The sequence below is a fragment of the Hoeflea sp. BAL378 genome (assembly GCF_000759435.1).
Lineage (GTDB): Bacteria > Pseudomonadota > Alphaproteobacteria > Rhizobiales > Rhizobiaceae > Hoeflea.
This window is the reverse complement of sequence record NZ_JRJG01000020.1, coordinates 13,012-37,911: the sequence shown is the minus strand read 5'-3', so window position 1 is coordinate 37,911 and position 24,900 is coordinate 13,012. Positions and strand designations below refer to the sequence as shown.

The window sequence follows — 24,900 nt, the reverse complement described above, 5'->3', positions numbered from 1 at the left end:
CGCGCCGGGGCGCGGCTCGTGGCGGAACGCGAGCGTTTCGAGATGGAGTTCGCTGCACCAGGCGCCATCGAGCCCCACCGGCCTGTCGGGGTCGTGATTGCCCTCGATCCAGGCCCAGTCCCGCCCCCGCTGCAGCGCCCTGAGGATCTCGCGGTAGGACTCGGGCAGATTCTCCGATCCGCTGCGGTCGTGAAAACTGTCGCCCAGGCTGATCACCAGGCGCGGATCGTAGAAGGCGATCGCCGCGCCGAGGCGGGCGAGGGTCGCGGCCGTGTCATAGGGCGGCAGCAGCAGGCCGCGCCGCGCATGCGCCGCACCCTTTTCGAGATGCAGGTCAGAGACCACAAGCGCCTGGCTGTCGGGCAGCCAGGCCACCCCGGAGCGGTCGCAGACCACCACGGTTCCGTTGACGTCGATCGCCACTGTCGACGGGCCGGCAGACCCGGCATCGGCTTTGAGCGCCGCGATGGTTCCGTGCATGGCTGGTCCGTTCACCTCAGGGTCCGCGCCTCGGCCAGCAGATCGTCCGCAGCCTCGGCCAGAATGCTTTCATGCGCCTCGCCGGCGACCGGCTCGCGCCCGATCTCCACCATGATCGGGACCGCCAGCGGCGAGATCCGGTCAAGCGCCCGGTGCCTGATGTGTCCCTTGATTCGCTTGAGCATAGCGCCGAGTCGCTGAATGTCCAAAAGCCCCTGCGCCGCATCCGCCCGCGTCGCGCGCAAGAGGATATGGTCGGGTTCGTGGCTTCTGAGCACGTCGTAGATCAGGTCGGCGGAGACCGTGACCTGCCGGCCGGTCTTCTCCTTGCCGGGGTGGCGCCGCTCGATCAGGCCCGAGATCACCGCGCAGGCCCGGAAGGTGCGCTTGAGCAGCCAGGATTCGTTGAGCCAGGCGTCGAGATCGTCGCCGAGCATGTCCTCGTCGAACAACTGGCCGAGATCGAGGCGGCCGTCGGCGATCATCGCGCCCATGTCCTCGAGCGCCCAGACGCCGAGCGAGTAATCGGTGGCCACGAAGCCGAGCGGCTGGGCGCGCAGCCGTTCCAGCCGCCGCGTGATCAGCATGCCCAGCGTCTGGTGCGCCACCCGTCCTTCGAACGGATAGAACACCATGTAGAACCGCTCGGCCCGCGGAAACGTCTCGATCAGCAGGCTGTCGCGCGCCGGCAGTTCCGAGACGTCGCGCTGCAGCCTGAGCCAGTCCGACACCTGGTCGGGCAGGGCGCCCCATTTGCCCGGATCGGCGATCATGGCGCGCACGCCCTCGGCCAGATAGGTCGACAGCGGAAACTTGCCGCCCGCATAGGCGGGCACCTTCGGATCCTGGTCCCAGGCGTTGGAGACCAGGCATTCGTTCTCGCGAATGCCTTCGAATCTGAGAATTTTTCCCGAAAACAGGAATGTGTCGCCCTGCGACAGGGTTTCGAGGAAATACTCCTCGACCTTGCCCAGCGGCGGGCCGCCGCGGCCGGAGAGGATGCCGTTCTTGCGGCTGGTCATCCGCACATTGAGCATCGGCGCCTCGATGATGGTGCCGATGTTGAGCCGGTACTGCTGCGCCACCTGCGGGTTGGAAATCCGCCACAGCCCGTCGGCGCGCTTGCGGATGCGGGCATAGCGCTCGTAGCTCTTGAGCGCATAGCCGCCGGTGGCGACGAAATCGATCACCCTGTCGAAGGTCTCCCGGTCAAGCCGCGCATAGGGGGACGCGCCGGTCACTTCGCGGAACAGCTCGTCCGCATCGAACGGCGCGGCCGCGGCCATTCCCAGCACGTGCTGGGCCAGCACGTCGAGCCCGCCGTCGCCGCCCGGCGGCGTGTCCTGCGCGCCGGCGTAATTGGCGTCGATCGCCGCCTGGCATTCGAGCACCTCGAACCGGTTGGCCGGCGTCAGGATCGCCCGGCTGGGTTCGTCCATGCGGTGGTTGGCGCGGCCGATGCGCTGCGCCAGCCGGCTCGCCCCCTTGGGCGCGCCGACATGGACCACGAGATCGACGTCGCCCCAGTCGATCCCGAGATCGAGCGTCGAGGTGGCGACCACGGCGCGCAGTTCGTTGCGCCCCATCGCCGCCTCCACCCGTCGCCGCTGCGCCGCATCCAGCGAGCCGTGATGCAGCGCGATCGGCAGATTGTCCTCGTTGACCCGCCACAGTTCCTGGAACAGCATTTCCGCCTGGCTGCGGGTGTTGACGAAGATCAGCGTGGTGCGGTGGTCCTTGATGGTCTCATAGACGTCGGGGATGGCGTAGCGCGCCGAATGCCCCGACCAGGGGATGCGCTCGGCGGTCTCGAGAATGGTGATGATCGGGCTTGCGCCGCCGGTGACGGTGATGCGTCCGGCCATCGCCTCGGTCAGAGGCGATTGCTCCACCAGCCAGCGCTGCAACTCTTCCGGATCGGCCACCGTCGCCGACAGTCCGATGGTCCTGAGGCCCGGCGCGAGCCTGCGCAGCCGCGCCAGCGCCAGCGACAGGAGATGCCCGCGCTTGGACGCGATCAGCGAATGCAGCTCGTCGAAGATCACGTAGCGCAGGCCCGCGAACAGCCGTTCGGCATGCGCATTGGCGATCAGCAGCGACACCTGCTCGGGCGTGGTCAGCAGGATATCGGGCGGATCGGTGCGCTGCCGGGCGCGCTTGGATTGCGGCGTGTCGCCGGTCCGCGTCTCGATCCGCACCGGCAGGCCCATTTCCTCGACCGGCCGCGCCAGGTTGCGCTCGATGTCGACGGCGAGCGCCTTCAAGGGCGAAACGTAGAGCGTGTGCAGCGAGCGCGCCCCGGCCGATCCCGGCTTGGGCCTGCCGCGCGCGGCGAGATCGGTGAGGCTCGGCAGGAAGCCTGCCAGTGTCTTGCCCGCCCCGGTGGGCGCGATCAGCAGCATCGAGCGCCCGGCCCGGGTTTCGGCCAGCAGTTCGAGCTGGTGCGCGCGCGGCCGCCAGCCGCGGCTGGCGAACCAGCCGAGGAATGGCTCGGGCAGATCGAAACCGGGATCTGCGCCGGGCGCGTCGGGGGCGGGAGGGGAATCGGTGCTCACGAAGGTCAATCTAGAGCAGCAGACGCGCCGCTCCAAGCACCCACGGTTCCGGCCGCGGACGGCCGATCACATCGGATAGGAGGGGCCGCCCGTGGTGTCGTCGGGCAGGTCGGCCGGATCGCCGGCGCCGGGGAGCATTGCCGGCCGGCCCGTCGGGGACAGCCCCGCTTCCGCCCGCCTGCGGGCAATGACCAGATACCCCTCGATCATGTCCGCGCCATCCCGGCGGATCGGCTCGCGTTCGAGCCGCTCGACGACCAGGCCGTGTCTTTCCAGGAGTCCGATGAGATAGGCCGCGCCGTGGCTGTAGCGTAGCGAGGATTGCAGCAGCCAGTCGACGCCGTCGCGGCCGGCCTCGCAGGAGAAGGCGAGCAGGCCGCCGGGCCGGACCAGATCCGCGGCGACGCCGATGACGGTATCGAGATCGCCGAAATAGGCAAACACGTCAGAGGCTGCGACCAGATCGGCCTTCGCGCCCGAGGACGGTCCGCCGGCAGGCAGGCCGAAGCCTATGTCGGCCTGGCCGAGATGATCGTAGACGCCCTTTTCCTGGGCCTTGGCCAGCATGCCCTGCGACAGGTCGTAGCCGTCGAGCCACGAGGTCCTGAGCCGGATCCGCTCGCCGAACAGCCCGGTGCCGCAGCCAAGGTCGATCACCTTGGCGAAATGCGCGTCCGCGCCGGCGACCTCGCCGATGAGCGCCATCAGCCGCTGGGGCACGCAATAGCCCAGGTCCTCGACAAGCGCTGTGTCGAAGCGGTCGGAATAGCCGTCGAACAGCGCCTCGACATATTCGGACGGCGGAACCGAAGGCGTTTCCGCCTGTCCGGTCAGCGACAGCTTGAGGCCCGCGCCGAAGATGTCGGCGGGCGCCAGCGCCAGCACCCTGCGCCAGGCTTCGGCGGCGCCGGCCATGTCGCCGGTCTTCTCGCGGTAGTTGCCAAGCTGGTGCCAGCCCGCCGCCCAGGCGGGCGCGAGCTCCAGTGCCTGCATCTGCAGGTCGATGGCGGCGCCGAGATCGCCGCCTTCGGCGTAGTGGAGGGCATACTGCGCGCGGCGATCGGCAATCAGATCGCCCGAGGAAAGCTGGTGGGATGTCATGAACGGACCGGATGCGGGATGATCGCGCAGCCTATGCTGCGCCGCGTTGGAAAACGCAAGCCCTTTCGCTGGGCCCTTTCGCGCGGGCGCAAGCCGCCCTACCTTGGATGCATGACACCCAGACCCGAAGACCTGCTCATTCCCCGCCGCGAGGGGCTCTACTGTCCGCCGGGCGATTTCTTCATCGATCCGGTGCGCGGCGTCGACCGGGCGCTGATCACCCATGGCCATGCCGACCATGCCCGCGCCGGCCACGGCCATGTGCTGGCGACGCCCGAGACGCTCGACATCATGGCGATCCGCTACGGCGCGGATCATGCCGACGCCACCCAGCCGGCGTCTCTCGGTGAGGAAATCCGCATCAAGGACGTCACCGTCACCTTTCATCCCGCCGGCCACGTGCTGGGCTCTGCCCAGATCGCCGTCGAGCGCAACGGCCTGCGCATCGTCGCCTCGGGCGACTACAAGCCGAGGCCGGATCCGACCTGCGCCAGCTTCGAGCCGGTCGCCTGCGATGTCTTCATCACTGAGGCGACCTTCGCCCTGCCGGTGTTCCGCCATCCCGATGCCGGATCAGAGATTGCCCGGCTGTTGCGCTCCGTGAGCCGCAATCCGGACCGGGCGCATCTGGTCGGCGTCTATTCGCTCGGCAAGGCGCAGCGGGTGATCCGCCTCATCCGCGACGCCGGATATCAGAAGCCGCTCTACATTCACGGCGCGCTGCAGAAGCTCTGCGATTATTATGAGAGCCAGGGCATCGCTCTGGGCGAGCTGCGCCCGGCCACGGTCGAGGCCAGCGCCAAGGGCGATTTCGCCGGCGCCATCGTGCTCGGCCCGCCGTCGGCCTTCGGCGACAAATGGGCGCGCCGCTTCCCCGACCCGCTGATCAGCTTCGCGTCGGGCTGGATGCAGGTGAGGGCCAGGGCCCGCCAGCGCGGCGTAGAGCTGCCGCTGGTGATCTCCGACCACGCCGACTGGGACGAACTGGCCGAGACCATCACCGCGGTGGCCCCGGGCGAGGTCTGGGTCACCCATGGCCGCGAGGAGGCGCTGGTGCGCTGGTGCGAGATGCAGGGCATCGCCGCCAAGCCGCTGCACCTGGTCGGCTATGAAGACGAGGGCGACTGAACCGTGAACCGCTTCGCCGATCTCCTCGACATGCTGGCGTTCACGCCGTCCCGCAACGCCAAGCTTGCGCTGCTGCAGGACTATTTCCGCACCGTGCCCGATCCCGAGCGCGGCTATGCGCTGGCGGCGATCGCCCGCGATCTCGACATTCCCGCGGTCAAGCCGGCGCAACTGCGCGAGCTGATCTCGGCGCGCATGGACCCGGAGCTGTTCGCCTATTCCTACGATTATGTCGGCGATCTCGCCGAGACCATCGCGCTCGCCTGGCCGGAGAAGGAGACCGCGCGGGCGGGCCGCAACGACGCGCCGGGACTGGCCGAAGTGGTCGAGACGCTCCAGGCCTCCTCGCGCCGGGACGGACCCAGGCTCGTCGAGGACTGGCTCGACCGGCTCGATGCGCCCGGCCGCTACGCGCTCCTGAAACTCGTCACCGGCGGCTTCCGCATGGGCCTGTCGGGCCGGCTGATCAAGCAGGCGCTGGCGGGGTTCGGCCAGGTCGAGGTCAACGAGATCGAGGAGCTCTGGCACGGGCTCACGCCGCCCTATCTGGAGCTCTTCGCCTGGCTGGAGGGGGGAGGCGACAAGCCCGTCAACGCGGCCGCAGCACCCTTCCGGCCGGTGATGCTGTCGCACGCCGTCGAGTTGACCGACTTCGACAAGCTCGATCCTGATGATTTCACAGCGGAATGGAAATGGGACGGCATCCGCGTGCAGGCGACCTCCGAGCGCGGTGTCAACCGGCTTTACACCCGCACCGGCGACGACATTTCCGCGGCTTTCCCCGATCTGGTCGACGCGATCGCCTTCGACGGTGCGCTCGACGGCGAACTGCTGGTCGCCCGTCCGGGCGGCGAAGGCATCGAGACCGGCACCTTTTCCGACCTGCAGCAGCGGCTCAACCGCAAGACCGTGACGGCGAAGCAACTGCGCGACCATCCGGCCTTCTTCCGCGCCTACGACATCCTGCAGGACGGGGCGTTCGACCTCAGGGCGAAGCCCTTCCTCGAGCGGCGCGCGCGGCTCGAATCCTTCGTCGCCGAGCTTGACCCGATGCGCTTCGATGTCTCGCAGCTGCTGCCCTTCACCACCTGGCACGAGCTGTCGCTGCTGCGCGCCGATCCGCCCTTCGCGGTGATCGAAGGCGTGATGATCAAGCGCAAGCTGTCGCCCTATGTGCCGGGCCGGCCCAAGGGCGAATGGTACAAATGGAAGCGCGATCCGTTCCTGATCGACGCCGTGCTGATGTATGCCCAGCGCGGCCACGGCAAGCGCTCGGGCTATTATTCCGACTACACCTTCGGCGTCTGGCGCGACGAGGGGGAACTGGTGCCGGTCGGCAAGGCCTATTTCGGCTTCACCGACGAGGAACTGCTCAAGATCGACAAATATGTCCGCGACAACACCATCGAGCGCTTCGGCCCGGTGCGTTCGGTGCGGGCCGGCCCCGACAAGGGGCTGGTGTTCGAGGTGGCCTTCGAAGGCATCAACCGCTCCACCCGGCACAAATCCGGCGTCGCCATGCGCTTTCCCCGCATCAGCCGCCTCAGATGGGACAAGCCGCCCGCCGAGGCCGACCGGCTGGAGACGCTCGAGCGAATGATCGACGGGACCGAGTGACAGGCTTGTCCGGCGCGGCTCCGATGCTTATGTGAGAGCCAACGGAAACACGGGAATTGCCGGCATGAATGGTCTGACACGTTTCCTGGGCGACACGCCCGGCCGCACCGCGCTCAAGCTCCTGGTCGCGTCCTTCGTCGTCGGCATCATCATGGCGACCTTCAACTGGTATCCGGTCGACATCCTCTACATGGCGCGGGATTTCCTCATCAACCTCTGGGAAACCGGCTTTGAGGCGCTTGGCCGCTTCGGCGGCTATCTGGCGCTCGGCGCGGCCGTCGTGATCCCGGTCTTCATCCTCATCCGGCTGTTCAGCCTGCGCCGGTAAACTCAGATAAATTGCGACGCCGTCTCGAAGGTGATGAGATGCCGGCGCGCCAGCGCGTCGATATCGTGGCTGTAGCCGCCGCCCAGGACGCTCGCGACCGGGATGCCGCGCTCGCGGAAGAATGAAAACACCCGGCGGTCGCGGCGCCTCAGCCCCTCGTCGCTGAGCGACAGCCGCCCCAGCCGGTCGCTCTCATGCGGATCGACCCCGGCATTGTAGAACACCAGGTCCGGCGAAAACCCCTCGATCGTCCGCGGCAGCAGCCAGTCGAGCGTCTCGAGATAGGCGTCGTCGCGCACGCCGTCGGGCAGGGCCACATCGATCGAGGAGACCTGCTTGCGCACCGGATAGTTCTTCTCGCCATGCATCGACACGGTGCGGATCGCAGCAGTGCCTGCGCAGATCTCGGCCGTGCCGTCGCCCTGGTGCACGTCGAGGTCGATCACCAACACGCGTCCCGCGTGGCCGTCGGCCAGCAGCAGGTGCGCCGCCACCGCCACATCGTTGAAGGTGCAGAAGCCCGCCCCTTGCGCGCGCCGCGCATGGTGGCTGCCGCCGGCGGTGTTGCAGGCAAGCCCCTCGCTCAGCGCCAGCCGCGCCGCCATCACCGTGCCCGCGGTCGCAAGCCGCGCGCGCAGGCTCACCCGCTCGTCGACCTGGAAGCCGATTTCGCGCTCGATCAGCGCCGGCACGCTGCAGCCGAGCACCTGGTCGACATAGGTCCGGTGATGCGCCAGCGCCAGCCATTCGGCCGAGGCCGGCGCCGGCGCATGGAAATCCGCCGCCGAGCCGAGACCGGTTTCGCCGATCAGCTCCATCAGACGGGTGTATTTTCCCATGGGAAAGCGGTGGCCGGGGGCGAAGCCGGCATCATAGGCCGGGGCATGAACGATGGGCAGTAGGGGCATCGCCTGAGATGTGGCGCAGGAAAGCGGCTTCGTCCATATCTGTCGATGGGCTTTCTCCTTCGCCCGGTCTATTTTGCCCCTGATTTGAAGCCGAATCATTTCCAGCCACGGACATTTGCATGCAGCTCGACGACGCGCCGAACGGGGCTCCGAAGATCAGGGCCTTCGAGGTCAACAACCGGATGGTGCTGGCGATCGCCGTGCCGATGACGCTGGCCTTCCTCACCACGCCGCTCCTGGGGCTGGTCGATACCGCCGTCGTCGGCAGGCTCGGCAATGCGGCGCTGATCGGCGGGCTGGCGATGGCCGCGATCCTGTTCGATCTGGTGTTCACCACCTTCAATTTCCTGCGCTCCTCGACCACCGGCCTGGTCGCCCAGGCCATGGGTCGGGAGGATCCGACCGAGGAACAGGCGGTGTTCTGGCGGTCGCTGATGATTTCGGTGGTCGCGGGCATTGCCGTCATTGCCGCCATTCCGCTCCTTTTGACGGTGGGCCTGCCGCTGATGGGCGCCGAGGGCGAAGTGGCCGCCGCCGCCTCGACCTATCTCGTCATAAGGGCGATCTCCGCCCCCGCGGCGCTCGCCAATTACGCCATCCTCGGCTATGTGCTCGGCCGCGGCATGGGTGGAACCGGCCTGTTCCTGCAGACCGTCATCAACGGCACCAACATCGTGCTGTCGATCTGGCTCGGGCTGGGGCTCGATTTCGGCCTCAAGGGCGTTGCCGCAGCGACCGTGATCGCCGAGATCACCGGCTGCGTGGCGGGCTTTGTCATCATCCACCGCCGGTTCGACCGCCGCGACAGCCCGTCCTGGAAGCAGGTCATCCACCGGCCCTCGATCATGAAGCTGATGGCGCTCAACGGCGACATCATGATCCGCTCCTTTGCGCTGGTGGCGGCCTTTGCCTGGTTCACCCGCATGGGCGCCGGCTTCGGCGAGACCACGCTGGCCGCCAACGCCATCCTGATGAACTTCTTCATGGTGGCGGGCTATTATCTCGACGGCTTCGCCACCGCCGCCGAACAGATCGCCGGTCGCGCCATCGGCGCACGCAACCGGCAGGCCTTCGGCAGGGCGGTGAAGCTCACCTTCTTCTGGGGCCTCGGCCTCGCAGGCTTCACCACGGTGTTCTTCCTGATCTTCGGCACCAGCGTGATCGGCTGGATGACGACGCTCGAGACCGTGCGGATCGAAGCGGGCTCCTACCTGTTCTGGGCGGCGCTGACGGCGCTTGCCGGCGTGCTCGCCTTCGAGATGGACGGCATCTATATCGGCGCCACCTGGTCGCGCGACATGCGCAACATGATGCTGCTCTCGCTCGCCCTGTTCATCGCCCTGTCGGTGGGCCTGACCGGGATCTGGGGCAATCAGGGACTGTGGATCGCGCTCAACGTGTTCCTGGCCGCGCGCGGCTTCACCCTGCTCGCCATCCTGCCGCGACGCATGGAGCGGGCCTTCGGGCCGGCCTGAGCTAGGCCGGAATGTCCCGGGTCGCATAGTCCGCGCTGCGGGTGTCGCGCAGGTCCGACAGATGCGCGAGCTTTTCCCGGTCGCAGATCTTCGACAGCCCGCGCAGGATCCGCCCCGGCAGCAGCGGCCCGCCATAGATGAAGCCGGTGTAGAGCTGAACCAGATCGGCGCCCGCGCGGATCTTCTCGGCCGCCGTCTCGGCACTGTCGACGCCGCCGACGCCGATCAACGGCATCTCTTTCCCCAGCCGCTGCCGCATCTTGGCGAGCACGATGGTCGAGCGCTCGAACACCGGTCGCCCGGACAATCCGCCCGCCTCGCCGGCCTTGGGATCCGCCGAGAGCCCGGTCCGCGACAGCGTCGTGTTGGAGACGATGACGCCGTCCAGCTTCTGCGCCAGGCATTCGGCGGCGATGTCGTCGAGATCGGGCTCGGTCAGGTCCGGGGCGATCTTGAGGAACACCGGAATGCGTGTTTGCTTGGCGTCGCGCTCGGCCAGCACACGGTTGAGGAGCTCCGACAGCGCCGCGCGGGTCTGCAGATTGCGCAGCCCCGGCGTGTTGGGCGAGGAGATGTTGATAGTGAAGTAATCCGCCACGTCTGCGAAGCAGGCGATGCCCGCGACGTAATCGGCGGCCCGGTCCTCGGTGTCCTTGTTGGCGCCGATGTTGACGCCGAGAAGGCCGTCGCGCCGCCGCGGCGAGATCCGGGCATGCGCGGCGGCATGGCCCTCATTGTTGAAGCCCAGCCGGTTGATCACCGCCTGGTCGCGGACCAGGCGGAAGATCCGCGGCCTGGGATTGCCCGGCTGCGGCCTGGGCGTCAGCGTGCCGATCTCGACGAAGCCGAAGCCGAGACGCGCCAGTTCCCGGGGCACTTCCGCGTTCTTGTCGTATCCCGCCGCCATGCCGAGCGGATTGGGGAAGGCAAGCCCGGCGACGGTGACGGCCAGGCGCGGATCGCTGTCGGCCCGGCAGCCCGGCACCATGCCGCTCTTGAGCGCCGTGATCGACAGCCCGTGCGCCGTTTCCGGATCGAGCGTGAACAGCGCCCTGCGGCCGATGCCCGAAAGCAACCCGCTCATGCGTCCATGTCCGGAAACACATGCGCCCCGTCCGGACCGAGCGGCAGCGGCTTGACCCATTTCACCGCCGAGAGCGGCATGTCGGCATAGAGATGCGGAAACAGCGCGCCGCCGCGCGAGGGCTCGAAGACGAGCTTCTCGCCGAGCGCCCCGGCGTCGACCGCGACCAGCAGCAGGTCGTCCTGTCCGGCAAAATGGCGCCTGGCGGTTTCGATCGCCTGGTCGCGGGTGGAGAAATGGATGAACCCGTCATCGAGATCCACCGGCGCGCCGGTGAAGCGGCCCTGGGCTTCCGCGACGCGCCACAGCGCCTCCGGCGTGATCTTGTAGATGGTTGCCTGCATGCCCGAATGTCCCGCCTTTGCCGTGCCTGTCCCCGAAAAGGCGCCTGTCAGGCGCGGATTTGGGGATCGCTTCTCGATTCTGTCGTCATTGCGTGTCATGACTTCACCAAACAGGAGTGTACCGTCATGACCCGTTTTGCAATGCTGTCCGTTCCGGCCCTGGTGCTCTTGATGTCCGGCCCGGCTGTCTCCGAGGAGCCGATAGCAAACCGCTTCACCATGGAAAAGACCGAAAACGGCTTTGTCCGCCTGGACACGCTGACCGGCGAGATGTCGATCTGCACCGAGAAGGCCGGGCAACTGGTCTGCCGGCTGTCGGCGGACGACCGGCGCGCCTTCGAGGAGAGCCTGTCGGATCTTTCGGCCCGCGTCACCGAACTGGAGAGCCGTCTCGATCTCATGGATCCGCCTTCGGCGATCGCCAAAGCGCCGGACGAAGCCGAACTGGATCAGGCGCTCGATGCCATGGAAAAGATGATGCGCCGCTTCTTCGGCATGGTCGAGGAGTTGCAGAAGGATTTCGAAGAGCAGCCGAAGGTTCCGCCGGAGCCGATTCCGGACCGGACCTGAACCGGCGCGCAAGGGTTGCGCGCCGTGCACGGGGTTTTGATGTGCCCCAGGCGGCGCGGCTCATCCGCGGAGCAGGCGGCTGCGTATAGATCCGGGCCCGGCGCAGGTGTGCGCGGTAAACGGCGCCAGGAAAGGACTGTCATGAAAGGCCTGCAAATCCTCATTGCCGCCGGAGCCCTCGGGCTCGCCGGCCTGATCGTCGTCGCCGTGACTAGCGGGTCGTTTTCGGAAGCCGGAAACTGGCTGATCTCCGATCCCTGGGGGCAGGTGACGCTGGCCGACCTCTATCTGGGCTTCCTGTTCTCGGCGGTGGTCATCTGGTTCTTCGAACCCCGGCCGCTTCACGCCCTGCTGTGGATCCTGCCGATTCCGGTTCTCGGAAATGTCTGGACCGCCGTCTGGTTCCTCATCCGGCTGCCACACTTGCGCGAACGCATGGCGCGCCGTTAAAGTGCTTTTTGGAATCCGGGTCTTAGACAGGATTCGCCGCGGCAGCGCGACCGGTAGGGGGGAGAGTGCATGGCGCCATTGACATTCATCATAGCGGACGATCATCCGCTGTTTCGCGGCGCGATGCGCCAGGCGCTGGAGGGGATTGGCGACAGCATCGAAATTCTGGAAGCCGGCGATCTCGTCGGCGCCCGCACCATGGCGGCCGCTCACCCGGAGGCCGACCTGATCCTTCTGGACCTGACCATGCCGGGCGTTTCGGGCCTCTCCGGGCTGATCGCCTTCCGCGCGGAATTCGCCAGCCTGCCGGTCGTGGTCGTGTCGGCCACCGATGATCCGCCGACCATGCGCCGCGCCCTCGAACTGGGCGCCTCGGGGTTCATTTCCAAATCCGCCAGCATCGACCAGATCCGCCAGGGCGTGCGAACGGTGCTCGACGGCGGCATCTGGACCCCGCCCGATGTCGATCTCGGCTCGGAGCACGATCCTGAAATCGCCAGCCTGATCGCCCGGCTTCAGACGCTGACCCCGCAACAGGGGCGTGTGCTCGGCATGCTGGCCGAGGGCCTGCTCAACAAGCAGATCGCCTATGAGCTCGGGGTCTCCGAGGCCACCATCAAGGCGCATGTCTCGGCGGTGCTGCAGAAGCTCGGCGTCGACAGCCGCACCCAGGCGGTCATCCATCTCTCCAAGATCGGCGCGGAAGTCCTCCACCAGACCGAATGACCGGCGCTCCGGCCGCAAGGAAGGCGGCCCGCCGGCGAAGTGCGCCCTGAAGTGCAGGGCAGGCCCTATTCCGCGGCGGTGCGCCGCGTCACCGTCACCTGGTTGAGGAAGGCGCGCAGCGCCGCCGGCTTGATCGGCTTGTTCTGCACGGCGATGCGCTCCGCGTCCGCGGTGGCGCGCACCTCCGGCGTCCGGTCGGCGGTCACCAGCAGCGCCGGGATATCCATCTTCCACAGGCTGCGCAGCGCCACGATGGTCTCGAGCCCGGTGCCGTCATCGAGGTGGTAATCGGCGAAGATGACGTCCGGCGCATCCTCGGTCTCGGCGATTTCCAGGCTTTCGGCGAGCGAGCCCGCCGGCAGCACCGAGCAGCCCCAGCCGCTGAGCAGCAGCGTCATGCCCTCCAGGATCTTCGGTTCGTTGTCGATGCACAGCACCCTGAGACCCTTGAGGTTCGAGCCGGCCTGATCGGCGGCGCTGCGCTTGGGCTGCGCCTGGATGCGCTTGACATTGGTTTCGAGCGGCAGTTCCACCCGGAACTCGGTGCCCTTTCCCGATTGCGAGGAGATGTCGACCGAATGCTTGAGCACCCGGGCGATGCGGTCGACGATCGACAGGCCGAGCCCCAGACCGGAGGCTGTGCGCGCGCCCTCTTCCAGCCGCGCGAATTCGCGGAACACGGTGCGGAACTTGGTTGAGGGAATGCCGATGCCGGTGTCGATGACCTGGATGATAACCTTGTCGCCGCGCCGCCGCACGCCCACCAGCACCCGGCCTTCGCGGGTGTATTTGATGGCGTTCGAGACCAGGTTCTGCACCAGCCGGCGCAGAAGGTTGGGATCGGAGCGCACATAGACGCTGGTCGGCATCACCGTGAACCGCAGGTTCTTCTCCCGCGCCACCGGCGCGAAGTCGGTCACCACCCGCTGCAGCAGGTCGTTGAGCGGGAAGCTCGCCAGTTGCGGCTTCATCGCACCGGTGTCGAGCCGGGAGATATCGAGCACCGCGCCCAGGATCGCCTCCACCGATTCCAGCGAGGAATCGATGTTCTGCACCAGCTTCTGGTTGGGCGAGTTGCCGAGCCGCTCCACCAGCGTCGAGGAATAGAGCCGCGCGGCGTTGAGCGGCTGCAGGATGTCGTGGCCGGCCGCGGCCAGGAACCGGGTCTTGCCGATATTGGCTTCCTCCGCCGTCAACTGCGCTTTTTCCAGTTCCCGGTTCACCCGCATCAGTTCGGCGGTGCGCTTGGTCACGCGCTGCTCCAGCGTCTCGTTGGCCTGCTTCAGCGCCATGTCGGCGGCGACCCGCTCGGTGATGTCGGCATAGGTGGTGACGATGCCGCTGTCGGGCATCGGGTTGGAACGGATCTCGATGATCCGCTTCTCCGGCCCGATGGTCAGCGAAAAGGCGGTGTCCATGACCAGGAACCGGTCGACCACGTCCTGCTCCTCGCCAGCCTTGATGTCGCCGCGCTCGACCAGCATCGAGATGATGTTTTCGAGCGGAAAGCCGACCTGGCCCACATGTTCGGGCAGTTCCAGCAGCGAGCGGAACCGCTTGTTCCAGACGGTGAGCCGGTTGGTGCTGTCGAACACGGTGATGCCCTGGTTCATCTGCCCGAGCGCGGTCTGCAGCAGGTCGCGATTGTACTGCAGCGCCTCCGAGGCCTCGTCGAGCAGCCGCGCGGTGTCTCCGGGAATGTCGTCGGCGCGCTCGAACAAGAGCGACAGCACAAGCCGCGCCGAGGCCGAGCCGATGGCGCTGCCCAGCAGTTGCTCGGCGAAGCGCAACAGCCCCATGTCGGCCGGATCGTCGGCGTTGATCCAGCGGCCGATGGCGCGTTCGTGCGAATGGAACGAGCGTTCCGTGCGCTCGTGGCCGAGATAGCGACTGATGGTCTGCTTGAGGTCGGCGACGGTGACCTTGGTCTTCCAGCTTCTCCCCGAGGTGGTAAGCCTGCGGCTTTCGGGGATGAACATGGCGGCCTGGATCCGCTCGATGGATTTCGGCCGCCGCGACAGCGAGCCGATGACATAGGCGAGACAATTGGCAATCAGGCTCAGCACGACGGCGTTGAACAACGGATCCGACCCCGGCGCGGTGAAGCTCTGCGTGCCGGGAATGATGAAATCGAGGATGGCTGCAGCCAGGTGGCTGTTGTCCGGCCCGCCGAGGCTCGGAAGCATCAGCACATAGGCCCAGATGCCGATCCCGCAGGAGAGGCCCGCGACCGCGCCCCTGGCATTGGCCTGGCGCCAGAACAGGCCGCCGAAGAAGGACGGTGCGAGCTGCGCGATCGCCGCGAAGGACAGAAGCCCGATCGAGGCGAGCCCGGCATTGATGTCGGCGGCACGATAATAGGCAAAACCCAGCAGCAGGATGCCGACGATCGCGGTGCGCCGGATGGTCAGGATCAGGCTCGAGAAATCGCCGCCCTGGCCGCGCCGGTTGCGCCGCCTCAGCACCACCGGGACGATGATGTCGTTGGACACCATGATCGCCACCGCCACCGAGGCGACGATGACCATCGCGGTGGCGGCGGAGAAGCCGCCGATGAAGGTGATCAGCGCCACCATCGGCATGTCGTTTGTCATCGGCAGGGCGAGGACGAACAGGTCGCTGGCGCCGCCCGATCCGAACTGCAGCACGCCGGCGATCGCCACCGGCAGCACGAAGATGTTGATGGCGATGAGATAGAGCGGCAAGAGCCAGCCCGCCAGCCTGAGTTCGCCGGGAGTCCGGTTCTCCACCACCGCCACGTGGAACTGGCGCGGCAGCAGGATGATGGCGAAGGCCGAGAGCACGATCAGCAGGCCCCAGCGCAGCGGCGGTGTCTCGTAGGTGAGCGCGCTCATCACCTCGGCATGGGAGACCGCGGCCGCGAACAGGTCCCAGGGACCGTCATACATGACGAAGACCACCGACAGCCCGACCAGCGTGAAGGCCAGCAGCTTGACCAGCGATTCCATGGCGATGGCGAGAATGAGCCCGTCCTGGTGCTCGGTGGCGTCGGTGTGGCGGGTGCCGAAGATCGCCGCGAAGGCCGCCAGCACCAAGGTGACGAAGAAGGAGATGTCGGACAGGAAGAAGGTCTCGGTGACCCGGTTCAACTGCTCCACGTCCACCAGCACCGCCACCGACGAGGAGACCGCCTTGAGCTGCAGCGCGATGTAGGGAATGGTGCCGATCACCGCGATCAGCGCCACCAGCGCCGCCACCATCGGGCTCTTGCCGTAGCGCGCCGCCATGAAATCGGCGATCGAGGTGAGCTTTTCGGCTTTCGCCAGGGTGACGATCCGCCTGAGGATCGGCATGCCGAGCGTGAACATCAGGATCGGGCCGATATAGATCGCGGTGAATTCGAGCCCGCGCGACGCCGCCAGGCCGACGCCGCCGAAATAGGTCCACGAGGTGCAGTAGATGGCGAGGCTGAGCGAATAGATGATCGGCCGGCCCGCCGTGCGCATCCGCCGCTGGCGCGCCGACCGGTCGCCATAGGTGGCGATGGCGAACAGCATCAGCAGATAGAAAAGCGCCGATCCGAAAACCAGCCAGCCGGGCATCATTGGTATGCGCTCCCCTCCAATCCTCCGCAGCCAAGCATAGACCGATCAGGCCGGCAAACAAGGGAGCCTTTGGTCCAGCAGGCCTGGCGGCAGGCAGCCTCTTTCGACCCGCAAAAATGCCGGTTTCCTGAACGGCCAAGTATGTTAGAAAATTTGCATGCGAGCGAGGGCGAGGCGCGTGCCCAGGCAGCAAGAGGGACATCCGCGCCACAAGGAGTGATTGAACATGCTGAACGAATTCAAGGCGTTTATCGCCAAGGGTAATGTCATGGACCTCGCCGTCGGCGTCATCATCGGTGGCGCCTTCGGGCTGATCGTGTCGTCCATGGTCGACGACATCATCATGCCGATCGTCGGCGCGATTTTCGGCGGCGCGGATTTTTCTAACTACTTCATTCCGCTGGCGGGAGGCGTGACGGCGACGACGCTGGAAGCGGCCCGGGAACAGGGCGCCGTCTTTGCCTATGGCAATTTTCTCACCGTCCTGATCAATTTCCTGATCCTCGCCTGGATCATTTTTCTGATGGTCAAGGCGGTCAACTCGATCCGCATCAAGGAACAGGCCGCGCCGGAGAAGCCGGCCGCCCCTCCGGCGGACATCGCCCTGCTTACCGAAATCCGCGATCTGCTCAAAGCCCGGGCCTGAAGCCACCCACGGCCTTGCGAGGCCGATGACCGCATCCGAAACCCCGGCCTCCGCGCCGGGGTTTTGCTTTGCGGTGGCGGCGCGGTTTCATCACAAAAATCCATTGATCCATGACGCCTCGGCTGATGCGGGAGGCGGCGGGACCGGCTAAGAGAGGCAAACGGAGTCCGCCATGAACCAGTTCGACAGCCTGAGCCGCCGCGCCATCCAGTCCCCCGAAAGCGGCATTGTCGCGGTCGCCAACCACGGCCGCCTCAAGCCGGGGCTGATCCCGCTCTGGGCGGGCGAGGGCGACGAGCCGACGCCCGACTTCATCAGCCGGCCGGCGGCGGAGGCCCTGCTCGCGGGCGAGACCTTCTACACCTGGCAGCGCGGCATTCCCGAACTCAGGCAGGCGCTCGCCGACTACCATGCCCGCCATTTCGGCAGGACCCTGCCGCTCGACGCCTTCTGCGTCACGGGATCCGGCATGCAGGCGATCAAGATCGCCATCGAGGCCGTCGTCGACCCGGGCGACGAAGTCATCCAGATCACGCCCGCCTGGCCGAATTTCGCCGCCGCGCTCGGCATGTCGGGCGGCGTCGCGGTTGGCGCGACCCTTGACTACGCCAATGGACGCTGGAGCATCGATCCCGACCGGATCGCCGCCGCGCTCACGCCCAGGACCCGCGCCCTGTTCATCAACTCGCCCTCCAACCCCACCGGCTGGACGGCGACGCGCGAGGATCTCGTGGCGATCCTCGATCTCGCCCGCAAGCACGGGCTCTGGATCATCGCCGACGAGATCTACAGCCGCTTCTTCTATGCAGGCGCGCGCGCGCCGTCCTTCCTCGACATCATGGACGACACCGACCGGATCATGTTCGTCAACACCTTCTCCAAGAACTGGTCGATGACCGGCTGGCGGACGGGCTGGATCGTGGCGCCGCCGTCGATCATCCAGGTGCTCGAAAACAGCGTCCAGTACCAGACCTCCGGCGTCCCCCAGTTCCTGCAGAAGGGTGCGCTGGCGGCGCTCGAGCACGGCGACGCCTTCCTCGAGGCGCAGATCGCCAAGGCGACGGCGGCGCGCGACCTGTTCTGCGATGCGCTGACCGGCACCAACCGCGTCGTCACCCAGAAGCCCGACGGCGCGTTCTATGCCTTCTTCCGCATCGACGGCATAACCGACACACGCGGCGCGGCGATCGACATCGTCGACCGCGCCAATGTCGGCCTTGCCCCGGGCACGGCCTTCGGCGCCGGCGGATCGAGCTTCCTGCGCGCCTGTTTCCTGCGCCGGCTCGACCATGTCGAGGAAGCGGCCGGAAGGCTTGCGGCCTATATCTCCGCGCTCTGAGCCTCGCCTGCCCCGGAGAGGCACAGCGGCGATTCACGGTTTCTTGAAACTTGAGGGTCATCCTGCGCTGGTGGAAGCACCATCAAGGGGTTGGCATGACGGTTCTGGTGACGGGCGGAGCAGGATATATCGGCAGCCACATGGTCTGGGCGCTGCTCGACGCCGGTGAGGAGGTCGTCGTCATCGACCGGCTGTCCACCGGCTTCGAATGGGCCGTGGCGCCGGAGGCCAGGCTGATCCGCGCCGACATCGCCGACACGCAAACCGTGGCCGGCATTATCCGCAATCATGGCGTGGACGCGATCGTGCATTTCGCCGGATCCATCTCGGTCCCGGAATCCATCGCCGATCCGCTCGGCTACTACCAGAACAACACCGCCAATTCCCTGGCCCTGATCCGCACCGCGATCGAGAACGGCGTCGACAAGTTCGTCTTCTCCTCCACCGCGGCGGTCTATGGCAGCCCGGTCAGCGACGGTCCGGTTTCGGAGGCCGCGCCGACCCTGCCGGAATCGCCCTATGGCCTTTCCAAGCTGATGACCGAGCGCATGCTCGCCGACGCGGCAGCCGCCCATGACTTTCGCTACGCAGCACTTCGCTATTTCAACGTCTCCGGCGCCGATCCGCAAGGCCGCACCGGGCAATCGACCCGGGGTGCGGCCAACCTGATCAAGGTCGCCACCGAAGCGGCGATGGGCAAGCGCGACGGCATCGAGGTGTTCGGCACAGATTACCCGACCCGCGACGGCACCTGCGTGCGCGATTTCATCCATGTGAGCGACCTCGTCGCCGCCCATATGAACGCACTCACCTATCTGCGCGCGGGCGGGCAGAGCATCATCGCCAATTGCGGCTATGGCCGCGGCTACACGGTGCGCGAAGTGCTCGATTCGGTGAAGCGGTTGAGCGGGCGCGATTTCGAGATCCGCATCGCCGCGCGCCGGCCGGGCGACATCGTCACCTCAGTCGCCGATTCGAGCCGCGCCCGCATGGTGCTCGACTGGACGCCGAAGCTCGACGATCTCGACCAGATCGTCGGCAGCGCGCTCGCCTGGGAACGCCGCCTGGCGCGCACCAACCAGAAACTCTGACGTCCTCCGCTCAGCGCTGCACAGGCTTGAGATCGTCAAACACCGGCTCCCGTTTCTCGCTTTTGGCGAGATAGGCTTCCCTGATGTCGTCGGGGCGCAGCATCGCCGCGTTCCACACCGCGACATAGTCGAGCGCATCGGCGGTCGAATGATCGCGGGCGTAGTTCGCCATCGCCTTGCAGCCGGCCACCGCCAGCGGCGAATGCTGGGCGATCTTGCGGGCGATCGCCATCACGCCCTCAAGCAGCGCCTCATGGGTCTCGAACACCTCGTTGACAAGACCGATCTCCCTGGCCTTCTCGGCCGGCAGCCGCTCGGCTGTATAGGCCATCTGCCGCGCCCAGCCTTCGGGGATCAGGCGCATGAGCCGCGGGAAGGTGCCGACATCGGCTGTCATGCCGATGGCCGTTTCCTGGACCGCGAAGAACGCATCCGCCGAGGCATAGCGGCAGTCGCAGGCCGTCGCCAGGTCGACGCCCGCGCCGATGGCCCCGCCCTGGATCGCCGCCAGCACCGGCTGGCGGGCGCGTTCGAGCGCCGAAAACGTCTCCTGCAGCGCCTTGATCTTGTAGCGGAACGCCTCGGCCGACACCTGCGGATTCTTCGGATCGCCATCGAGCCCGCCCTCCATGAACACCGAAATGTCCATGCCCGAGGTGAAGTGCTTGCCCTCCGCGGAAATCACGATAACCCGCGCCTCGGCAGAGGTGGAAATGCGGTTCACCGCGTCGGGCAGTTCCTTCCAGAACGCCATCGTCATCGAATTGGCCTTGTCGGGCCGGTTGAAGCGGATATGGGCGATGTGGTCAGTGATCCCGAGCGTGAAACAGGCGTAGGTCATGGCGGTCTCCTCTCTTTCGATGCCGCCGCGCGGCATGGCTTCCTCGGGCGGCTCTGGCGCGGGCGGCGCGGAATCCGGTCCGCAGGCGCCCGCGACGGCCGGCAAATCGCCGGGCCGCGCCTTCAATCTTTCAAAAAACAGGCCTATAGCATGGCTCACGCCTGCGCAAAGCGGGCCATCGCCAACAGGAGACGACCGCATGCCCATGACCGCTTCCCCCGTGGACCCCGATGGCCTGATGGAGTTCTCGGTGGTATTCACCGATCGCTCGCTCAACCACATGTCGAAATCGTTCCAGCGGGTCATGACCGACCTCAACGCCATGCTCTGCGAGGTCTACCAGGCCGATGCGGCCGTGATCGTGCCGGGCGGCGGGACCTTCGCCATGGAAGCGGTCGCCCGCCAGTTCGCCACCGACGCCAATGTCATGGTCATCCGCAACGGCTGGTTCTCCTATCGCTGGACCCAGATCTTCGACATGGGCGCCATTCCCGCCGAGACCACCGTGATCAAGGCGAGCCAGACCGGCAACGAGAGCACCTCGGCCTTCGCGCCGCAACCGATCGAGGAAGTCACCGCAAAAATCCGCGAGATGCGCCCCAGCGTGGTGTTCGCGCCGCATGTGGAAACCTCGTCCGGCGTCATCCTTCCCGACGAATATCTCAAGGCCATCTCAGAAGCCGCCCGCGATGTCGGCGCCCTCTTCGTGCTCGATTGCATCGCCTCGGGCTGCATCTGGGTCGACATGAAGGCCACCGGCGTCGACGTGCTGATCTCCGCCCCGCAGAAGGGCTGGAGCGCCTCGCCCTGCGCCGGCCTCGTCATGCTCGGCGCCCGCGCGCTCGACCGGCTCGGCGAGACCAAGAGCACGAGCTTCGCGGTGGATCTCAGGAAGTGGCACGACATCATGCAGGCCTATGTCGGCGGCGGCCATGCCTATCATTCGACCATGCCGACGGACGCGCTCAAGGTGTTCCGCGACCGGATGGTCGAGACCCGCGATTTCGGCTTCGATCTGGCCCGCGAGCGGCAGTGGGAGCTCGGCCGCAAGGTCCGCGCGCTCCTCTCCCGGCGCGGCTTCAAGTCGGTTGCGGCCGATGGCTTCGAGGCGCCCGGCGTGGTGGTGAGCTACACAAAGGATCCAGAGTTCCAGAACGGAAAGAAGTTCTCCGCCGAAGGGATGCAGATCGCCGCCGGCGTACCGCTGATGTGCGACGAGCCCGCCGATTTCCGTACCTTCCGCCTGGGCCTCTTCGGGCTCGACAAGCTGGGCGATGTCGACGGCACTGTGGCCAGGCTCGAGACTGTTCTGGAAAAAATCGCGGAGGCTTAAGCCAAGCCCGGCCTGTTCAGGCCCTCAGACGCCCTGCAGCAGATCGCGGAGCATGTCGCGGATCAGGTCGATGCGGCCAAGCGCCTCGCGCAACTGTGCCGCGTCCTGGTGCGAGAGCCGGTTGACCTCGACCCGGTTCGACGGTTTCACCCCGGCCTGGATGTCGGCGATCTGCTGCGCCAGGATCAGCCGGATCAGGAAGCCGTGAATGTCGGAGAGCAGCGCCGCATCCGTTTCCGCCCGCCCTGCCGCGCGCGCGGCGCCGGTCAGGCGGCCCGGCGTGTCGAGCGCCGCAACGCCGTGGCGGAGCGCTATGACCCGGGCGCCGGCGACGATCGGCAGCAGCGCGCCCGACTTGAGATCCACCCGGCCCGCATCGTCCTTGCGGATGCGGCCGAACAGGCCGAGCGGCGCCGAATGCCCGCCCGCCGTCTCGCCCATGGCCCGGAGCATGCCGAGCGCGCTCCGCGCCGCGGCGGTCGCGTGGCCCCTGAGCCGGTCGGCGATCCTCGCGCCTTCGCTGCCCGACGCATGCACCGGCGTGAAGTCGTAGAAGATGTCGACATTGAGCAGCGATTGCGGAGTGGGGTGGCGGACCCAGTCGTCGATTGAGGCCTGCCATTCCGACAGGCTGCGCCGCCAGGCGCGGTTCTTCGCCATCACCCCGCCCGTGCAGTAGGGAATCCCGGCGCGGTCGAGGATCTCGGTGATCCGTGTGGCAAAGCGCGTGAACCAGTCCTCGGCCGACTCGAGATCGCCGTCATATCCGTCGGCGATCACCAGCGCGTTGTCCTGGTCGGGCGCGAGCAGGCTTTCGCCGCGTCCGCCCGAGCCCAGCACGAGGAGGGCATAGTCGGCCGGGGCCGGGCCGTGGCCGGCGGCGATCATCTCGGTTTCCGCGATCTCGGCTGCGCGCGCCGTCATCGCCCGGCCTTCGGCCGAGATGACGGAGGCGGCCTCGCGCGCGTCCAGCCCCTCGGCTAGCAGCGAAGCCGCCAGCGAGGGCAGGGCGGCCTGCACCTTGGCGAGCTCCCGCGGCCGCGAGGCGGCGGCGATTTCGTCGCCGATGGTGAGCGTGGCGAGCGCGCGTTCGCGCAGCAGCGTGCGCAGCGTGAAGACCCCGGCGAGCTCGCCCTTCGAATCGGTGACGCCGAGATAGCGCAGGTTCCGCCGCGCCATCAGCCCGAGCGTGCGGTAGAGCAGCATGTCGGCGGGCGCGGAGATGACCGGCGAGGTCATGTGCGCGCCGACGGTCGTGGCGGCGGCCCCGGCCCCGGCCTCGGCCATCGCCGAGAGAACGTCGCGTTCGGTGAGGATGCCGAACCGGCCGTCGGCGCCCGGCTCCACCATCAGGCAGCCGATGCCGCGATCGGTCATCAGCCGCGCCGCCGCGTGCAGGCTCACTTCGGGAGAGACGGTGATCGGCGGGCTGCTCATCACCTCGCCCAGCCGGTGGCGATAGAGGAAGCTGTCGATCGCCTTCTGCGCGCCCGACCGCAGCGCGCCCGGGGTGAAGTCGGGCCGGCTGCCGGGACGCGCGAACCATCCCGCACTCTCCTGCCGGGCGATCAGATCGGACGGCTTGCGGCACAGCGCCTCGATCTCGCCCAGGCTGCGCACCCCGGCCTTGAGCAGTTGCGGCAGCAGCGCGACATAGACCCGCGCCGTCGCCATCGCGTCGCCGAGCGCGCTGTGGCGGCCCGAAATCGCGATGCCGAGGCCCGCGGCGAGCGAATCGAGCGAGGTGTCGACCAGGCCCGGCTGCAGGCCGGCCGCGACCAGCCCGACATCGATCGCCTGCGGCTCCTTCCAGGTAAGCCCGTGGCGCAGCGCCTCGTGCCGCAACACCGCCATGTCGAAATGGATCGAATGGCCGATCACCACGGAGTCGCCGATGAACCCCGCGAGCTCCGGCGCGATCGCGGCGAAGCCCTGCCGGCCTTCCACATCCGCGTCGCCAATTCCGTGAATCCGGGTGGCGACCTCCGGGATCGGCACCCCGGGATCGAGCAGCACGTCGAAGACCTCGTGCTCGAGGATGTCGGCGCCATGCAGCCGCACCGCCGCGATCTGCACGAGCCTGTCCTGGCGGACGTCGAGCCCGGTGGTCTCGGTGTCGAGGACGACGGTGTCGAGCGCGATCAGCGGCGTGGCCGGGCCATGCTGGTTTCGGGTGACGCCGCCGGGTTTCTTCATGCCTCGGCCATCCTCTCGGCCAGTTTCGCGGTGATGGCGTCGAGGTCGAGTTCGCCGCGCAGCTTGGATTGCTGGTCGATGAAGCGGAACGCGACATTGTTGACCACCATCATCTCGTCCGCCACCCGCACGCCGGGATCTATCGGCGCATGGTCGAGGATGCGCTGGGCCGTGGCGATCGAGATGAAATCCGGCTTCATCGGCGCCCGCTCGAGCGCCGAGGCAAGCCGGCCCTCGAAGTCGCCAATCATGTCGTCCCAACCTGCGGCGGCCCGGTGCGCGGGCACCTGCTCGCGGGAAAGGGCGTCGCGGTACAGCGCGCCGAACACCCCCTTGCGGGCCTCGATGTCCTGCGGCAGGCCTGCGCGCATCTCGGCTTCCAGGATCAGCACCAGGTCCTGGCAGGCCACCCCGAAGGCTTCCCATTTGCAGATCTCGAGCGCGGCGCCGAAGCCTTCGTCGGAGAACAGCCGCGGTCCGGCCATCAGGCTGCGGGCGCGCAGATAGGAATAGCTTGCGCCCTGGGCGAGATAGGCCGCCGCCGCCCGGATCGCCTCGGCCAACTCGTCGAGGTCGGTGATGGTTTTGCGTTTCCTGCGCAGTGCGCCGATGAGATCCCGCATGGGGCGTCCTTCTTTGGTCTGAGTTGACTATACTTTCAGAATCCGACTATATCGACGATCCCTATAACCACGACTTGGATTTGTTGGGAATAGGGACCTCGGGGGAGGGCATGGGAATATTTTTACATATGAGGGTTCTCTCCCGGTGAAGTAAACCCGGGGGAATTACTGGGTCGCTCTTCGCGCCCTGCTTCTCCCGTTTCGCAACATAGGGAGAGGGACATGCCCGACAATATTACCCGGGAGGTTGCAGAAGCGCACTGGTCGAAAACCAAGAAGCTGATGGTCACAACATTGGCGATCTGGTTCTTCTTCGGCTTCTTCATCCACTTCTTTGTAAGCTCACTGAACAACATCGTCATCCTCGGATTCCCGCTCGGCTTCTACATGGCCGCACAGGGGTCTCTCATTGTGTTCGTCGTCCTGATCTTCTGGTTTGCCTCGCGGCAAAACACGATCGACGAGGAATTCGGCGTCGCGGAAGATTGAGGGAGCGGAC

22 protein-coding genes are annotated in these 24,900 nt (G+C 67.0%); 12 read left to right on the top strand and 10 right to left on the bottom strand.

Features of this window, described 5'->3' with window-relative positions; genetic code table 11:
• The 3 genes from LL06_RS06470 to LL06_RS06460 all read right to left on the bottom strand — a co-directional run.
• The coding region (locus LL06_RS06470; protein WP_035523874.1) for a metallophosphoesterase at positions 1-480 on the bottom strand (480 nt) is incomplete at its 3' end.
• An 11-nt stretch (positions 481-491) separates the two neighbouring features.
• Positions 492-2,978, bottom strand: coding sequence for a ligase-associated DNA damage response DEXH box helicase (locus LL06_RS06465; RefSeq protein WP_035523897.1), 2,487 nt, complete (start codon positions 2,976-2,978; stop codon positions 492-494).
• Positions 2,979-3,101: 123 nt separating this feature from the next.
• A complete protein-coding gene (locus LL06_RS06460; protein ID WP_081963694.1) occupies positions 3,102-4,136 on the bottom strand; it encodes a methyltransferase in 1,035 nt (344 codons plus the stop codon).
• A gap of 111 nt (positions 4,137-4,247) precedes the next feature.
• On the opposite strand from LL06_RS06460, the gene LL06_RS06455 reads away from it, so the two are divergent.
• From LL06_RS06455 to LL06_RS06445, 3 genes are all read left to right on the top strand, one after another.
• Entirely contained in the window at positions 4,248-5,264 is a 1,017-nt protein-coding gene (locus LL06_RS06455) for a ligase-associated DNA damage response exonuclease (protein WP_052161267.1), read from the top strand.
• A gap of 3 nt (positions 5,265-5,267) precedes the next feature.
• Positions 5,268-6,881 carry a cisplatin damage response ATP-dependent DNA ligase gene (locus LL06_RS06450; RefSeq protein ID WP_035523872.1) on the top strand — a complete coding sequence of 538 codons (1,614 nt, stop codon included), beginning with the start codon at positions 5,268-5,270 and terminating at the stop codon, positions 6,879-6,881.
• A 64-nt stretch (positions 6,882-6,945) separates the two neighbouring features.
• Entirely contained in the window at positions 6,946-7,209 is a 264-nt protein-coding gene (locus LL06_RS06445) for a DUF6460 domain-containing protein (RefSeq protein ID WP_035523870.1), read from the top strand.
• Positions 7,210-7,211: 2 nt separating this feature from the next.
• On the opposite strand, the gene LL06_RS06440 is transcribed toward LL06_RS06445, so the two are convergent.
• The gene (locus LL06_RS06440) at positions 7,212-8,117 is read right to left on the bottom strand and encodes a histone deacetylase (protein ID WP_035523867.1); all 906 of its coding nucleotides are present in this window, start codon (positions 8,115-8,117) and stop codon (positions 7,212-7,214) included.
• A 119-nt stretch (positions 8,118-8,236) separates the two neighbouring features.
• On the opposite strand from LL06_RS06440, the gene LL06_RS06435 reads away from it, so the two are divergent.
• Entirely contained in the window at positions 8,237-9,592 is a 1,356-nt protein-coding gene (locus LL06_RS06435) for an MATE family efflux transporter (RefSeq protein ID WP_035523865.1), read from the top strand.
• Position 9,593: 1 nt separating this feature from the next.
• Here the strand turns inward: LL06_RS06435 and LL06_RS06430 are convergent, their stop codons facing one another.
• Entirely contained in the window at positions 9,594-10,676 is a 1,083-nt protein-coding gene (locus LL06_RS06430; protein WP_035523862.1) for a quinone-dependent dihydroorotate dehydrogenase, read from the bottom strand.
• On the bottom strand, positions 10,673-11,020 hold the full coding sequence (locus LL06_RS06425; protein WP_035523859.1) for a DUF952 domain-containing protein: 348 nt from the start codon (positions 11,018-11,020) through the stop codon (positions 10,673-10,675). The genes LL06_RS06430 and LL06_RS06425 overlap by 4 nt, the downstream gene beginning before the upstream one ends.
• A 126-nt stretch (positions 11,021-11,146) precedes the next feature.
• Between LL06_RS06425 and LL06_RS06420 the strand changes: the two genes are divergently transcribed.
• The 3 genes from LL06_RS06420 to LL06_RS06410 all read left to right on the top strand — a co-directional run bounded on the left by LL06_RS06420 (position 11,147) and on the right by LL06_RS06410 (position 12,766).
• On the top strand, positions 11,147-11,590 hold the full coding sequence (locus LL06_RS06420; RefSeq protein WP_152599510.1) for a hypothetical protein: 444 nt from the start codon (positions 11,147-11,149) through the stop codon (positions 11,588-11,590).
• Positions 11,591-11,731: 141 nt separating this feature from the next.
• Positions 11,732-12,040: a hypothetical protein gene (locus tag LL06_RS06415; RefSeq protein WP_035523853.1), complete on the top strand. Its 309-nt coding sequence runs from the start codon at positions 11,732-11,734 to the stop codon at positions 12,038-12,040.
• Between the two features lie 69 nt (positions 12,041-12,109).
• Positions 12,110-12,766: a response regulator transcription factor gene (locus tag LL06_RS06410; protein ID WP_035523851.1), complete on the top strand. Its 657-nt coding sequence runs from the start codon at positions 12,110-12,112 to the stop codon at positions 12,764-12,766.
• Positions 12,767-12,831: 65 nt separating this feature from the next.
• Here LL06_RS06410 and LL06_RS06405 read toward each other — a convergent pair whose 3' ends face one another.
• Entirely contained in the window at positions 12,832-16,332 is a 3,501-nt protein-coding gene (locus LL06_RS06405) for a PAS domain-containing hybrid sensor histidine kinase/response regulator (protein WP_035523847.1), read from the bottom strand.
• Positions 16,333-16,558: 226 nt separating this feature from the next.
• Here LL06_RS06405 and mscL point away from each other — a divergent pair, with 226 nt between their 5' ends.
• The 3 genes from mscL (at position 16,559) to galE (ending at position 19,408) form a co-directional block, all read left to right on the top strand.
• Positions 16,559-16,978 (top strand): large conductance mechanosensitive channel protein MscL, encoded by a 420-nt coding sequence (mscL, locus tag LL06_RS06400; RefSeq protein WP_035523845.1) that lies wholly within the window; start codon positions 16,559-16,561, stop codon positions 16,976-16,978.
• A gap of 172 nt (positions 16,979-17,150) precedes the next feature.
• Entirely contained in the window at positions 17,151-18,317 is a 1,167-nt protein-coding gene (locus tag LL06_RS06395) for a pyridoxal phosphate-dependent aminotransferase (RefSeq protein WP_035523842.1), read from the top strand.
• A gap of 95 nt (positions 18,318-18,412) precedes the next feature.
• Positions 18,413-19,408: a UDP-glucose 4-epimerase GalE gene (gene galE, locus LL06_RS06390; RefSeq protein WP_035523839.1), complete on the top strand. Its 996-nt coding sequence runs from the start codon at positions 18,413-18,415 to the stop codon at positions 19,406-19,408.
• 10 nt (positions 19,409-19,418) lie between these two features.
• Here the strand turns inward: galE and LL06_RS06385 are convergent, their stop codons facing one another.
• Positions 19,419-20,249, bottom strand: a complete 831-nt coding sequence (locus tag LL06_RS06385; protein ID WP_035523889.1) for a crotonase/enoyl-CoA hydratase family protein — start codon at positions 20,247-20,249, stop codon at positions 19,419-19,421.
• 205 nt (positions 20,250-20,454) lie between these two features.
• On the opposite strand from LL06_RS06385, the gene LL06_RS06380 reads away from it, so the two are divergent.
• Positions 20,455-21,582 carry an aminotransferase class V-fold PLP-dependent enzyme gene (locus LL06_RS06380; RefSeq protein WP_244447058.1) on the top strand — a complete coding sequence of 376 codons (1,128 nt, stop codon included), beginning with the start codon at positions 20,455-20,457 and terminating at the stop codon, positions 21,580-21,582.
• A gap of 24 nt (positions 21,583-21,606) precedes the next feature.
• Here the strand turns inward: LL06_RS06380 and LL06_RS06375 are convergent, their stop codons facing one another.
• On the bottom strand, positions 21,607-23,778 hold the full coding sequence (locus LL06_RS06375) for a DUF294 nucleotidyltransferase-like domain-containing protein (protein ID WP_035523832.1): 2,172 nt from the start codon (positions 23,776-23,778) through the stop codon (positions 21,607-21,609).
• Positions 23,775-24,401 (bottom strand): hypothetical protein, encoded by a 627-nt coding sequence (locus LL06_RS06370; RefSeq protein ID WP_035523829.1) that lies wholly within the window; start codon positions 24,399-24,401, stop codon positions 23,775-23,777. The genes LL06_RS06375 and LL06_RS06370 overlap by 4 nt, the downstream gene beginning before the upstream one ends.
• Before the next feature lie 222 nt (positions 24,402-24,623).
• Here LL06_RS06370 and LL06_RS06365 point away from each other — a divergent pair, with 222 nt between their 5' ends.
• Entirely contained in the window at positions 24,624-24,890 is a 267-nt protein-coding gene (locus LL06_RS06365; RefSeq protein WP_173426109.1) for a DUF4212 domain-containing protein, read from the top strand.
• Positions 24,891-24,900: the final 10 nt, after the last annotated feature.

What these genes read in the sequence shown, in the direction of transcription:
- LL06_RS06385 (WP_035523889.1), bottom strand. Translation starts at nt 20,249, where the DNA reads ATGACCTACGCCTGTTTCACGCTCGGGATCACTGACCACATCGCCCAT.
- mscL (WP_035523845.1), top strand. Translation starts at nt 16,559, where the DNA reads ATGCTGAACGAATTCAAGGCGTTTATCGCCAAGGGTAATGTCATGGAC.
- LL06_RS06410 (WP_035523851.1), top strand. Translation starts at nt 12,110, where the DNA reads ATGGCGCCATTGACATTCATCATAGCGGACGATCATCCGCTGTTTCGC.
- LL06_RS06415 (WP_035523853.1), top strand. Translation starts at nt 11,732, where the DNA reads ATGAAAGGCCTGCAAATCCTCATTGCCGCCGGAGCCCTCGGGCTCGCC.
- LL06_RS06370 (WP_035523829.1), bottom strand. Translation starts at nt 24,401, where the DNA reads ATGCGGGATCTCATCGGCGCACTGCGCAGGAAACGCAAAACCATCACC.
- galE (WP_035523839.1), top strand. Translation starts at nt 18,413, where the DNA reads ATGACGGTTCTGGTGACGGGCGGAGCAGGATATATCGGCAGCCACATG.
- LL06_RS06460 (WP_081963694.1), bottom strand. Translation starts at nt 4,136, where the DNA reads ATGACATCCCACCAGCTTTCCTCGGGCGATCTGATTGCCGATCGCCGC.
- LL06_RS06405 (WP_035523847.1), bottom strand. Translation starts at nt 16,332, where the DNA reads ATGATGCCCGGCTGGCTGGTTTTCGGATCGGCGCTTTTCTATCTGCTG.
- LL06_RS06365 (WP_173426109.1), top strand. Translation starts at nt 24,624, where the DNA reads ATGCCCGACAATATTACCCGGGAGGTTGCAGAAGCGCACTGGTCGAAA.
- LL06_RS06435 (WP_035523865.1), top strand. Translation starts at nt 8,237, where the DNA reads ATGCAGCTCGACGACGCGCCGAACGGGGCTCCGAAGATCAGGGCCTTC.
- LL06_RS06440 (WP_035523867.1), bottom strand. Translation starts at nt 8,117, where the DNA reads ATGCCCCTACTGCCCATCGTTCATGCCCCGGCCTATGATGCCGGCTTC.
- LL06_RS06430 (WP_035523862.1), bottom strand. Translation starts at nt 10,676, where the DNA reads ATGAGCGGGTTGCTTTCGGGCATCGGCCGCAGGGCGCTGTTCACGCTC.
- LL06_RS06455 (WP_052161267.1), top strand. Translation starts at nt 4,248, where the DNA reads ATGACACCCAGACCCGAAGACCTGCTCATTCCCCGCCGCGAGGGGCTC.
- LL06_RS06420 (WP_152599510.1), top strand. Translation starts at nt 11,147, where the DNA reads ATGACCCGTTTTGCAATGCTGTCCGTTCCGGCCCTGGTGCTCTTGATG.
- LL06_RS06380 (WP_244447058.1), top strand. Translation starts at nt 20,455, where the DNA reads ATGACCGCTTCCCCCGTGGACCCCGATGGCCTGATGGAGTTCTCGGTG.
- LL06_RS06425 (WP_035523859.1), bottom strand. Translation starts at nt 11,020, where the DNA reads ATGCAGGCAACCATCTACAAGATCACGCCGGAGGCGCTGTGGCGCGTC.
- LL06_RS06445 (WP_035523870.1), top strand. Translation starts at nt 6,946, where the DNA reads ATGAATGGTCTGACACGTTTCCTGGGCGACACGCCCGGCCGCACCGCG.
- LL06_RS06395 (WP_035523842.1), top strand. Translation starts at nt 17,151, where the DNA reads ATGAACCAGTTCGACAGCCTGAGCCGCCGCGCCATCCAGTCCCCCGAA.
- LL06_RS06375 (WP_035523832.1), bottom strand. Translation starts at nt 23,778, where the DNA reads ATGAAGAAACCCGGCGGCGTCACCCGAAACCAGCATGGCCCGGCCACG.